Origin of the sequence: Paractinoplanes globisporus DSM 43857 (assembly GCF_000379645.1) — a bacterium.
GTDB lineage: Bacteria > Actinomycetota > Actinomycetes > Mycobacteriales > Micromonosporaceae > Actinoplanes > Actinoplanes globisporus.
Window position 1 is genome coordinate 161,994 of sequence record NZ_KB903358.1, and the last position, 10,948, is coordinate 172,941.

Consider the following 10,948-nt stretch of genomic DNA (forward strand, 5'->3'; position numbering starts at 1 on the left):
GGGCCAGGTGGCGGGAACAGCGTCGTGGGGCATTGTTCCGCTTTCCCGGGGGTGAAGAGTCATGTCCGAACTGTCCCGCCGAAAGTTCCTCGGCACCGCCGCCGCCGTCACCGGCGCGGCGGCCGTGGGCGCAACCCTGCCCGGCGCCGCCGCCGAGGCGAATCCGGCACGGAAACCCGAGCGCCACGGCGACCTCCGCGACATCAAGCACGTGGTCGTCGTCATGCAGGAGAACCGCAGCTTCGACCACTATTTCGGTTCGCTGAGGGGCGTACGCGGTTTCGGCGATCGATCGACCATCATGCTGCCTGAAGGTAAGACCATCTGGCAGCAGCCCATCACGCCGACGCCCGGCGCCGAGACGCAGTACCCGTGGCGACTGAGCAGCGCCAAGACCTACGACGGCGATGTGCCGCCCAGCCCGGAGCTCGGCGCCGCCAACTACGGCGGCACCAGTCACGGGTGGGCCGACCAGCACGGCGCCTGGTACGGCGGTCTGATGAATGGTTGGTACTACGCGAAGGGTGGTCCGACCACGCTCGGCTACCTCGACCGGCGGGACCTGCCGTTCCACTACGCGCTGGCCGACGCGTACACGATCGGCGACGCGTACCACTGCTCGGTGCTCAGCGCGACCGGCCCGAACCGCACCTACCTGTGGAGCGGCACGATCAACGCGGACAAGGAGCACGGCGACTTCATCGCCTACTCCGGCGGCGACGAGCTGGGCAAGTTCCTGCCCTGGAAGTCGTACGCCGAGCAGCTGCAGGCCGCGGGGGTCAGCTGGCGCGTCTACCAGTGCGAGGACGACTACGGCGACAACGGCCTCGAGTACTTCGACACGTTCGCGAAGCTCGACCCGACGCAGGGCGGGACTGCCGCGCCGGGCAACGTCTACTACGACAACGGCGTGCGCAACGTGCCGGAGCCGGTCACCGGGCTCGCCGGCAACGCCGACAACATCAACAACGCGATCCGGGCGGACGTCGTCGCCGGCAAGCTTCCGCAGGTCAGCTGGGTGGTGAACAACCAGTTCTTCTCCGAGCACCCGGTGACCGCGCCGAGCAACGGGGCGTACTTCCTGCGCGGGCTGCTCGAGGCGCTCCACGCCGACCCGGACGTCTTCAACTCGACGCTGGTGATCCTCAACTACGACGAGAACGACGGACAGTTCGACCACGTGCCGCCGCCCGCCCCATCGCCCGGTGAGGCCGACGAGTTCGTGGCGGGCACGCTCGACGCGTACGGGATCACCGCGCCCGTCCCGGTGGGACTGGGCTTCCGCGTACCCCTGTTGCTGATCTCGCCTTGGACGCGCGGCGGGTGGGTGACCTCGGAGGTCTCCGACCACACGTCGGTGCTGCAGTTCCTGGAGAAGTGGACGACGGCGCTCGGCCGGCCGGCGATCTGCCCGAACATCAGCGCCTGGCGGCGCAAGGTCTGCGGCGACCTCACGGCCGCTTTCGATTTCAAGGAGCCGGTCTTTGGCCTGCCGCATCTCCCACAGACCGGGGGGCTCACTCCCGAGATTGAGTACGCCCCACTGCCCGGCGACAACACGATGCCCGTCCAGGAGCACGGCGCCAAGCGGGCGCGCCCGCTGCCGTACCAGCCGAACGCGAACCTGGTCGGTTTCGCCGGCGGCACGGCCAAGCTGTCCTTCAGCAACGACGCCCCGTTCGTGACGAAGGCCAGCCACTTCGCCGTCTACAACAACCTCTCCCCGATCCCGGCCCTGACGCAGTACCCGGCCGCCTTCCCCGGCCAGTACACGGTCGCCGCGAAGGGCACGGCCACCGGCGCCGGCCCGCTGAGCGGCACCGCGTACGACCTGACCGTGGTCGGCCCGAACCGCTTCCTGCGCCGCTTCGCCGGCGACACCGCCCGCCCGGGCCGCGACCTGCTGGTCACGACCTCCTACTACGAGGGCCGCCACGACTCGTCGCCGTCGCTGCGGCTGACCCTCCACAACGGCTCGGGGGTGACGGTGGCCTTCACCGTCACCCACAACCACTACACGTCGGGCCGCCCGCAGACCGTGAAGGTCCCCGCGCACGGCACGAAGACGTGGACCGCCGACCCGCTGAAGACCGGCCACGGCTGGTACGACGTCACCGTCACCGCCGACCGCGACCCGGGCTGGTCCCAGCGGCTCGTCGGCCACCTGGAGACCGGCAAGCCCAGCATCTCCGGCTGAACACGACTCCCCGCGCCGAGGGTCCGCCCTCGGCGCGGGCTGCCATGTCGTCACCGTCCGCGCCCGGGCTCGGGCGATCGTGGTCGCGCACCGGGACCGTGGCGCGGCCGGGCGTGATCAGGCCTCCTGGGAGCGGACCTCGTCGAGCAGGCGAGCGAGCGCGGGCAGGGCCCCGGCCAGCCGGGCGCGGTCGTCGTCGGAGAGAGCGGCCAGGGCGCGGGCCATCACCTCGGAACGGCCCTGGCGGAAGGCGTTGAGCATCTCCTCGGCGCGGGCGGTGGGCACCAGCAGCACCGACCGTCCGTCGACCGGGGCGGGCCGTCGCTCGAGAAGCCCGTCGGCGGTCAGGTCGCGTACGAGATTGGAAATGGTGGGCCGTGCCAGCCGGAGATCGTCGGCCAGCTGGGCCGGGGTCCGTCCGCCCGCGTGCGAGAGCCGCCGCAGCACCGCGACCTGCGCCTCGGGCAGCGCCGGCAGGCGCGAGGCCGAACGCGTCGCCCGCACGAGCGCCCGCCCGAGACCCTGCACCAGGCCGACGAGGTGGTCCCCGAGCTCCATCTGCTTCTCCTTGCGATCGCGCACCCGTACATGACAGCATAGTTTTGTGACAAAACTAAAAGACGATTCCCTGGTACGCCGTGAGCGCCGCACCCCGCGGCGGCGAGTGCTGCGCGTGACGCGGGTCGAGGAGCTCAGCCCGACGATGCGGCGCATCTGGCTCGGCGGCGACGACCTCGAGCCCGACTTCGCGGTCAGCGAGCTCGGCGCGAGCGACCACATCAAGCTGGTCCCGCCCGACCCGGCGACCGGCCGCGTCGTGCTGCCGCCGCCGGATGGGCCGCGGCCGGAGATGCGCGACTACACGATCCGCCGCTTCGACCCGGGGACGAAGGAGCTGGCGCTCGACTTCGTGCTGCACTCGCACGGCCCGGCCGGCCGCTGGGCGATCGACGCTGTGCCCGGCTCCGAGGTCGGCGTGCTCGGGCCGCGGGGCACCCAGATCTTCCCCGGCTCGGTGGGGGCATACTTGATCATCGTGGACGAGACCGGACTGCCGGCGGCCGAGCGCTTCCTCGAGGAGCTGCCCTCGGCGGTCGCCGTACGCGTGATCGTGCTCGGCGGCTCGCCGCGCCCGCTCGGCGGCTCGCCGCTCGGCGGCGACCGGCCCGCCGAGATCATCTGGCTGCCGGACGCGTCCGCGCTGCCGGAGACCGTCGGCGACCTGCCGCCCGATGGCTTCGTCTGGGCCGCCGGCGACGCCGACGTCATGCGCGGCCTGCGGGTCCACCTGCGCGACTCGCTCAAGGCCGACCCGGCCCGGGTCTCGATCCACGGCTACTGGCGCGAGGGTGTGGCCGGCGCGCTGCCCCGCGAGGAGGAGGGCTGACCGGCGCCGGGGCGCCCGCCACGCCCCGGCGGTTCGCCGCCCTGCGCAACCCCGATTGCCGTCCCTATCTGTTCGGGGCGGCGCTGGCGATGATGGCCGACAACATCGAGCACGTCATCACCTATTGGCAGCTCTGGGAGAAATTCCATTCCCCGGCCCTCGCCGGCTTCGAGGTGATCAGCCACTGGCTGCCGTTCCTGTTCTTCTCGGTCTATTTCGGCGGGCTCGCCGACCGGTTCGACTGCCGCCGGGTCATCCAGGCGGCGCAGGCCCTTTTCATGCTCGTCTCGGTGCTGTGGGGCGTGCTTTTCCTGACCGGCTCGCTACGCATGTGGGAGGCGTGCGTCCTGCTGATCCTGCACGGCCTGGCCGGCGCACTGTGGGGCCCCGGCGAGCAATTGATGCTGCACGATTTCGTCGGCGACGGCGAACTGCCGAGCGCCGTGCGCCTGAACGCCACCTTCCGCAGCCTGGGCGTGCTGTTCGGCCCGGTGGTCGGCTCGGCGCTGCTGCTCGGCCTCGGCCCGACCGCCGGCATCTTCGTGAACGTGCTCTTCTATCTGCCGCTCACTCTTTTCCTTTTCCGTACGCGGTTCACCGGGCACACCCGCGACGGCGGCATCGTGCGGCACGAGCGCGTCGGAGTGCTCGACTCGCTGCGCGTCCTGCGCGAGGTGCGCGCCAATCACACGCTGGTCAGCATGATTGTGCTGGGCGGCCTCGGCTCGTTCTTCGTCGGCGCCTCGATCCAGTCGTCGATGCCCATCTTCGCGCAGGACCTGGGCGCCGCGAGCGCCGGAACGGCGTACGGAATCCTGCTTTTCGCCAATGGCGCCGGCGGTGTTCTGGGCGGCCTCGTCCTCGAGGCCACCGGCTGGATTCCGCCCACGGTGGGCGCCGCAGTCATCAGCACTTTCGCGTACGGGGTGAGCACGTTCTTCTTCGCGGTGGCCGGCTCCTACCAGCTCGCCGTCCTGCTCCTGGTGATCGGCGGCGTGGCCAACCTGGCGTCGATGTCGGTCGGCCAGACCGTGGTGCAGCTGCTGGCCCCGCCGGCCGACCGAGGCAAGGTGATCGGCGTCTACGGCGTCTTCGCCAACGGCCTACGCTTCGGCAGCGGCATAACGGTCGGCCTCTTCGGCGCGGTCGTCGGCGTGCACTGGTCGCTGAGCCTGAGTGCCGCCGCCCTCTGCGCCGGCACGCTGATCGCGGCGCTCCCCGCCCTGCGCCGCCGCCCTACTCGCGTTCCTCCGGCAACAGGGTGATCTCGTCGACCGTGTCGCGCAGCCCGTTGGAGAGCGAACTGACCCGGCGCGCCCCGCGACCGGCCGGCAGACGAAAGCGTTTCCGGCCCCGGATCTCGACGTGCGCCCCGAGCTCGGCGGACCGGCTGTCGCGCCAGCCCTCCTTCTCGCTCCGTACGCCGCGAACGCGACAACGGAAATGATCGGCGACTATTTCACCGAAGGGCCGGCTCATTCCGCCAGCAGCTGGTCGGCGATCTCCTGGACTCGGTGGAGGGTGATGCCGTCTCGCTGCTCGACGGCGAGTGGGTGTTCGGTCGGTTCCAGATGGACGTGGGGGCGGGTGCCGATCACGTCGGTGTGGACCGTGGTCTTCAGGTTCTTGGTGCTCTGGGGGTACGCCGGCAGCTCGGTGGAGAGCCAGCCGAAGTAGCCCGGCTCCTTCTCGCGGCCGGGAGTGGTCCACAGGTCGAGCATGCGGCTGAAGTTGGGGCGGCTCAGCGAGACCCAGACGCCCCACTCGAAGTCGTCGTCGGCGTCGGCGTCGGCGTCGATGGGGGTCAGTTCTCCGGGAGGGCGGCGTCGGCGGTCGAGGCGTGGGTGGGGATGACCAGGGCGAGCAGGGCCGCCGCCACCGCCGAGGCCGCACAGATCACAAACAGGAGTTGGTACGCGCCGAGCGACGGCAGGGCGTGACCGGCCAGGTCGATGGTCTTCGCGGCCAGGATGGCGCCGCCGATGGCACTGGCCAGGCTGCTGCCGACGCTGCGGAACAGGGCGTTCAGTCCGTTGGCCGCGGCGAGCTCGGAACGGGGCGCGGCGTGGATGATCAGACCGGGCATGGCCGCGTACGCGATGCCGGTGCCGGCGCCCGCGATGGTCGCGCCGAGGATGACCTCGAAGAGGCTGCCGGTGAGCCAGATGCGGCTGGCGAAGCCGGCCGCGATGATCAGCGAGCCGATGATGAGCGCCGTACGCGGCTTGAGCTTGGCCGAAAGCGGGGAGAGCAGCAGCATCGCGATGCCGCCGGGCAGCATGCACAGGCCGCCGACCAGGATGGACTTGCCGAAGCCGTAGCCGGTCGCCTCGGGCGCCTGCACGTAGGTGGCGGTGCCGATCAGCGTGGCGAACAGCGCGAAGCCGACACAGAGCGACGCGATGTTGGTGAGCAGCAGCGAGGGCCGGGCGGTGGTGCGCACGTCGACCAGCGGCGACTTGATGCGCAGCTCGGCCAGCACGAAGACGATCAGCAGCACGGCCGAGAGCGCGAGCAGGCCGACGGTCCTCGGGTCGCTCCAGCCCCACGACTCGCCCTGGGCGAGCGGCAGCAGCAGGGCGAGCATCGCGCCGCCCAGCAGGGCCGTTCCGATCAGGTCCATCCGGCCCTTCGCGGTGCGGACCGGCTCCGGCACGAGCAGCACGATGCCGGGGATGGCGAGGATGCCGCCGGCGACGCAAACCCAGAACAGGACGTGGTAGTCGGCGTACTGGGCGATGACGCCGGCCAGCGGCAGGCCGAGCGCGCCGCCGACGCCGAGCATGGCGCTGATCAGGGCGATGCCGGCGCCGGCGTGCTCCCGCGGCAGGGTCACGCCGATGAGGCTGATGCTCAGCGGCACCGTGGCGACGGAGAGGCCGACCACCGAGCGGCCCACGATCATCCAGGTGAGGTCGTTGGAGAGCGCGCAGATCAGCGAGCCCACGACCAGGGCGGCCAGCGCGACCAGCACCATCTTGCGGGTGCCGAAGAGATCGCCGAGACGGCCGAAGGCCGGTACCGCCACCGCGCCGACGAGCAGGGTCGAGGTGAGAAGCCAGGCGACGCCGTCACTGCCGGTGTTCAGATCGACGGCGAGCTCGCCGAGCACCGGCACGAGCAGCGACTGGGTGAGCGACACCATCAGCGCGCCGACGCCGATGACCAGCAGGATCACGATCTGGCGGCTGCTCCAGGCCCGGCGCGCCGCCGCGCCCTCCGCGGGGGCGGCTAGATCAACGGCTTGCGACATGGGCGCTCCCTCGAACCTCACCGTAAAGTGGCAGACTCTGCCACGAGGCAGAGCGTGCCACTAAAGTGTTGCCGGTAGGCTGCCGGTGACGGATCTTGAGAGCGGGGTCACATTTGGCGGGGCTCAGGGACCGCAAGCGCGAGCGCAACCGCGTGCTCACCGCCGAGACCGCGTGGCGGTTGTTCATCGAGCGGGGGTACGACAACGTGACCGTCGCCGACATCTGCGCGGCGGCCGAGATCGCTCCGCGCACCTTCCACCGCTACTTCGCCAGCAAGGACGACGTGGTCGCCGAGCCGGTGCGGCAGATGACCGCGCTGGTCGCCAAGCAGGTCGCCGCGGCCGACCCCGGGCTCTCGGACGCCGAGACGTTGCGGCTGGCGTTCCACGAGCTGGGCGTCTTCGTGCTCGGCCACCGCGACTGGCTGTCCGCCCTGCGTACGGTCATCGAGCAGTCCCACCACCTGCGCGACACCCACGCCGGCGTGCCGCCGGAGCGGGAGCAGGAACTGAGCACGATGCTCGCGAAGCGGCACCCGGACGACGCCGAGCCGGACTGGCGCCGGCGGCTGCTGGTCGCGTGTTCGGTGGCGGCCTTCCGGATCTGGTACGACGATTTCCTGCACGGCACGATCGCCGATCCGCTGGAACGGCTCGGCGAGATGCTGGCCGCCGTGTCCCGCCCGGGCCGGTGAGGCTGATCCGGGCGGGACGTCCGATCAGGCCGACGGGCGCGGGCCTCCGCCGCTCGATTCGGTCTTCGACGGGTCGACCGTGATCGCCAGCGACGCGACATAGCCGGCCGAGACGCTGCCGGTGACCGTGGCCATCTCGCGGGCCGCGAGGTCGTCGCCGAACACCATGTCCGAGGCCAGCGTGATCCGGTTCATGTTGGCCACGCTCTGGGCGTAGCCGGTCGCCGAGGCGTACACCGTCCGGGAAATTGATTCGGGGAGCGCGATCTGCGAGGTCTTGCGGATCGGTCCGGCGCCGCCGGCGGCATTGGCCAGCGACGAATAGACCTCGAAGTGGATGTGCGGCCAGCGACCCGAATAGCAGGCCGGGTAGATGCTGGTGAACGCCACCCTGCCGGTCGAGTCGGCGACCTGGATGCCGCGCAGATAGTTCTCGTTGGTGACGCCCGACGAATAGAGCGAGTACCGCCCGGCGCGGTCACAGTGCCGCGCAGGCGGCGGCCGCGGCCTGAGCGCCACCGCCGAGCAGGGCGCTGCCGCCCATCGCGAGCGCGCCGGCGCCGCCGAGAACGGTGAGCAGCCGGCGCCGGTCGAAGGCGAATCCCCTGTCGTGGACCTCGCGCACATAGTCGTCGTTGTGCATGGACCTGTTCCTCCTGCCGTGAATCGGGATACGGGCCGGCAGGAAGCAAAACATTGAAGCCTATGAATGGCCCGTGGTTGATCTCGCCTATCCGAGATGACTTTTCAGAGCCGCGAGCGGGCCGTCCCAGTCGCGCGCCATCGCGGCCAGGAACTGCTGGGCCACCTTCATCGGGGCGGAGTCGAGCCGGAAGCGCACCCGGCGCCGCTCCCCCGGCTCGGCCACCACCAGGCCCGCGTCGGACAGCAGCCCGAGGTGCTTGGCGATGGCCTGCCGGGTGATCGGCAGGCGGGCGGCGAGGTCGGTCGCCGTGGCCGGGCCGCCCGACGCGAGAGCGGCGAGGATCTGCCGTCGCGTCGGGTCGGCCAGGGCGGCGAAGACCTCCTGGGCCACCGCCTCCGGGTCAGGACCGGCCATCGAGGTACGCGACCAGTTCGCCCAGCTCATCGGTCCAGCCGTCGGTGTTGCCGCCGAACGCCTTGGCGTGCGCGTCGTCGGGCAGCTGCGCGAATCCACTCTCCACGACGGTGAGCGTAGTGCCGGCCCCGTCGGGCTCGAGCGTGAACTCCACGTACGTCCGGCGGGGGTCCTCGGCGGGCATGCCGTAGATGTGCCACGTGTAGCCGAACACGCGGATCGGCTCGAGCCGCTCGACGGTGAGCGTGGCGGTGTCGCCGCTGGTCCAGCTCAGCTTGGCCTGGCCGCCGACCCGCAGGTCGATCTCGGCACTGTTGCCGAACCAGGTGCCGAGGCCCTCGGCGGTGGTGATCGCGGCCCACACCCGCTCGGGCGAGTGGGAAAGCTCCAGCTTGCGCACGATCTGGTCGGGGAATGCCATGACGTCTCTCCTCGTATCGCAACCTCTTAGTTGCTAAAGACGCTATAGCAACCGGTCGGTTGCGTCAAGAGGGTCCCCCCGGCGCAAGGGATCCACATTAGAATCGCGATCATGAACGTCGGGGCGGTACGCCGCCGGGACGCGCTACATTTCGGAGAACTTCCACCACCTCACTGGGGGATTGACGGGCCATGACCCCCACACAGCTGCGCGCGTACTCGGCCGTCGTGCGGCTGGGGTCGGTGAAGCTGGCCGCGGCTGAGATCCAGGTGTCCGAGTCGGCTATCTCCCTGCATATCGGACAGTTGCGGCGCGAGCTCGGTGACCAGCTCTTCACGCGTACGGCGGCGGGGCTGGCCTTCACCCCCGGCGGATTGCGGCTGGCCAGCCGGGCCGCCGAGATGCTCGGCCTGCAGGACATCACGGTGCTCGAGGTCAGCACGGCCGGCAAGGGACGCCGGCTGCTGCGGGTCGCCGCGTCGGCGCTGTTCGCCGAGCACGCGGCGCCGGGCCTGATCGAGCTGTTCGCGGGGCGCGCGGACGATCTCGATTTGGAGCTGAGCGTGCGCGGCCCGGCCGCGTTCGAGGCGCTGCTGATGACCCGCAGCGTCGACATCGCGATCGGGCCGCGTCCGGCCGCCGACTCGGGACTGATGTGCCGGCCGGTGATGAACTACCGGGTCGTGGTGGTGGCCGGGCCGGATCACCCGCTGGCCGGGGTGCGGGCGTCGGCGGCCCAGCTTCGCGACCAGACCTGGCTGCTCGGCCCGTCCGCGGCGGCCGGCATCGGGGCGGTTCCGTCGATGCTGCGGCGGCTGGCCGTCACCGAGCAGCGTCAGCAGATCTTCCAGAGCCACGCGGCGGCGCTGGAGGAGGCAAAAAGGGGCAAAGGCGTGGCGCCGGCGCTGTCGTTCGCGGTCGCGCCCGAGGTGCGCAGCGGCCACCTGGTGCAGTTACCCGGGCCGTACGCGAGCCTCGAAGCGGTGTGGCACTCGATGACGCTGGCCGACCACCCGACCGCGGCCGCGGCCGAACTGGCGCGCTTCGCCGCGACGCCGCGCGCGATCCAGGCGATGATGCGCGGCTCGGGGGTCAACGTCGGGCACTTCCGGCCGTCGGTGCACGTCACGCTCTGGAGCTGAAACCCCGCGGGCTCACCCCGAGAATCCGCCGGAAGTGGCGGATCAGGTGGGGCTGGTCGTAGAAGCCGCTCTCGGCGGCGACGGCCGACAGCGGGCGGCCGGCGAGGATCAGGTGGCGGGCGACGTCGACCCGGCGCGAGATCAGGTACTGGTGGGGGGACATGCCGAACTCGGCGCGGAACGAGCGCACCAGATAGGCGGGGTGGAAATGCAGCAGGCCGGCTGCTTCCGAGAGGGATATGCCAGCCACGACGTGCTGCTCGATCAAGTCACGGAGCCGATGAGCGGGCGTGCGGTCGAGCCGCGCCGGCAGGGCCGGGTGTCCCAGCCGATCGCGGAGCCGCTCGGTGATCTCGGCGAGGTGGCTCTCGGCCGCCAGTTCCTCCCCCGGCTCCCCGATGGTCCGGTGCAGCGCGGAGACCATCTGCCGCAGGCGCGCATCAGGAAATCCCGATTTATCCACGGATGGTCCGACAAGTTTCGGCGGGAGTTGGGCCTCGTCGAGGTAGAGGACCCGCTTGCGGAACGGATGGGGTGACGAGCCGTTGTGCGGGACGTGCGGCGGCAGCAGGGTGACCAGGTCGCCGAACGCGCCCCGCTCGTGCCGGTCGAGGTCGTAGCGGACCGCGCCGTCGTCCACGATCAGAAGCGTCCACGTGTCGTGCGCGTGCATCGGATAGGCGTGGCTGGTGAAATGGGCGCTGAGCACCTCGACCACGCCGCTCAGAGGTGGTCGCCAGGCCTCGAACCGCGCCCCCGACACGTCAAAATCGTACAAGAATCATCGGGAACG

At 70.8% G+C, this 10,948-nt stretch carries 14 protein-coding genes; 5 read left to right on the forward strand and 9 right to left on the reverse strand.

Going from position 1 to position 10,948, the window contains the following annotated elements:
- Positions 1-61 precede the first annotated feature (61 nt).
- Positions 62-2,197, forward strand: coding sequence for a phosphocholine-specific phospholipase C (locus A3CQ_RS0150105; protein ID WP_020518549.1), 2,136 nt, complete (start codon positions 62-64; stop codon positions 2,195-2,197).
- Positions 2,198-2,314: 117 nt separating this feature from the next.
- Here the strand turns inward: A3CQ_RS0150105 and A3CQ_RS0150110 are convergent, their stop codons facing one another.
- On the reverse strand, positions 2,315-2,755 hold the full coding sequence (locus A3CQ_RS0150110; RefSeq protein WP_020518550.1) for a MarR family winged helix-turn-helix transcriptional regulator: 441 nt from the start codon (positions 2,753-2,755) through the stop codon (positions 2,315-2,317).
- A 46-nt stretch (positions 2,756-2,801) separates the two neighbouring features.
- Here A3CQ_RS0150110 and A3CQ_RS56840 point away from each other — a divergent pair, with 46 nt between their 5' ends.
- Together A3CQ_RS56840 and A3CQ_RS56845 are read left to right on the forward strand one after the other, a co-directional pair.
- Positions 2,802-3,584 (forward strand): siderophore-interacting protein, encoded by a 783-nt coding sequence (locus tag A3CQ_RS56840; RefSeq protein WP_157297280.1) that lies wholly within the window; start codon positions 2,802-2,804, stop codon positions 3,582-3,584.
- A 41-nt stretch (positions 3,585-3,625) separates the two neighbouring features.
- Complete coding sequence (locus A3CQ_RS56845; RefSeq protein ID WP_281171562.1) at positions 3,626-4,849, forward strand: MFS transporter; 1,224 nt, start codon at positions 3,626-3,628, stop codon at positions 4,847-4,849.
- On the opposite strand, the gene A3CQ_RS0150125 is transcribed toward A3CQ_RS56845, so the two are convergent.
- Genes A3CQ_RS0150125 through A3CQ_RS0150135 form a run of 3 tightly spaced genes read right to left on the reverse strand, consistent with a single transcriptional unit; the run spans position 4,821 to position 6,837 of the window.
- On the reverse strand, positions 4,821-5,063 hold the full coding sequence (locus A3CQ_RS0150125) for a hypothetical protein (RefSeq protein WP_020518553.1): 243 nt from the start codon (positions 5,061-5,063) through the stop codon (positions 4,821-4,823). The genes A3CQ_RS56845 and A3CQ_RS0150125 overlap by 29 nt on opposite strands.
- Positions 5,060-5,479 carry a DUF2199 domain-containing protein gene (locus A3CQ_RS59980; RefSeq protein WP_084699582.1) on the reverse strand — a complete coding sequence of 140 codons (420 nt, stop codon included), beginning with the start codon at positions 5,477-5,479 and terminating at the stop codon, positions 5,060-5,062. Before A3CQ_RS59980 ends, A3CQ_RS0150125 begins: the two co-directional genes overlap by 4 nt.
- A complete protein-coding gene (locus tag A3CQ_RS0150135) occupies positions 5,389-6,837 on the reverse strand; it encodes an MFS transporter (RefSeq protein ID WP_020518555.1) in 1,449 nt (482 codons plus the stop codon). The genes A3CQ_RS59980 and A3CQ_RS0150135 overlap by 91 nt, the downstream gene beginning before the upstream one ends.
- Before the next feature lie 113 nt (positions 6,838-6,950).
- Between A3CQ_RS0150135 and A3CQ_RS0150140 the strand changes: the two genes are divergently transcribed.
- On the forward strand, positions 6,951-7,532 hold the full coding sequence (locus A3CQ_RS0150140; RefSeq protein WP_020518556.1) for a TetR/AcrR family transcriptional regulator: 582 nt from the start codon (positions 6,951-6,953) through the stop codon (positions 7,530-7,532).
- A gap of 24 nt (positions 7,533-7,556) precedes the next feature.
- Here the strand turns inward: A3CQ_RS0150140 and A3CQ_RS56850 are convergent, their stop codons facing one another.
- From A3CQ_RS56850 to A3CQ_RS0150160, 4 genes are all read right to left on the reverse strand, one after another.
- The gene (locus A3CQ_RS56850) at positions 7,557-8,051 is read right to left on the reverse strand and encodes a peptidase associated/transthyretin-like domain-containing protein (protein ID WP_020518557.1); all 495 of its coding nucleotides are present in this window, start codon (positions 8,049-8,051) and stop codon (positions 7,557-7,559) included.
- Complete coding sequence (locus A3CQ_RS63500) at positions 8,011-8,175, reverse strand: hypothetical protein (RefSeq protein ID WP_020518558.1); 165 nt, start codon at positions 8,173-8,175, stop codon at positions 8,011-8,013. Before A3CQ_RS63500 ends, A3CQ_RS56850 begins: the two co-directional genes overlap by 41 nt.
- Positions 8,176-8,262: 87 nt before the next feature.
- Positions 8,263-8,592, reverse strand: a complete 330-nt coding sequence (locus tag A3CQ_RS0150155) for an ArsR/SmtB family transcription factor (RefSeq protein WP_020518559.1) — start codon at positions 8,590-8,592, stop codon at positions 8,263-8,265.
- The gene (locus A3CQ_RS0150160; protein WP_020518560.1) at positions 8,579-9,013 is read right to left on the reverse strand and encodes an SRPBCC domain-containing protein; all 435 of its coding nucleotides are present in this window, start codon (positions 9,011-9,013) and stop codon (positions 8,579-8,581) included. The genes A3CQ_RS0150155 and A3CQ_RS0150160 overlap by 14 nt, the downstream gene beginning before the upstream one ends.
- Before the next feature lie 191 nt (positions 9,014-9,204).
- On the opposite strand from A3CQ_RS0150160, the gene A3CQ_RS0150165 reads away from it, so the two are divergent.
- Complete coding sequence (locus A3CQ_RS0150165) at positions 9,205-10,155, forward strand: LysR family transcriptional regulator (RefSeq protein WP_020518561.1); 951 nt, start codon at positions 9,205-9,207, stop codon at positions 10,153-10,155.
- Here A3CQ_RS0150165 and A3CQ_RS0150170 read toward each other — a convergent pair.
- On the reverse strand, positions 10,139-10,933 hold the full coding sequence (locus tag A3CQ_RS0150170; RefSeq protein ID WP_020518562.1) for a helix-turn-helix transcriptional regulator: 795 nt from the start codon (positions 10,931-10,933) through the stop codon (positions 10,139-10,141). The two genes, A3CQ_RS0150165 and A3CQ_RS0150170, sit on opposite strands and share 17 nt — an antisense overlap.
- Positions 10,934-10,948: the final 15 nt, after the last annotated feature.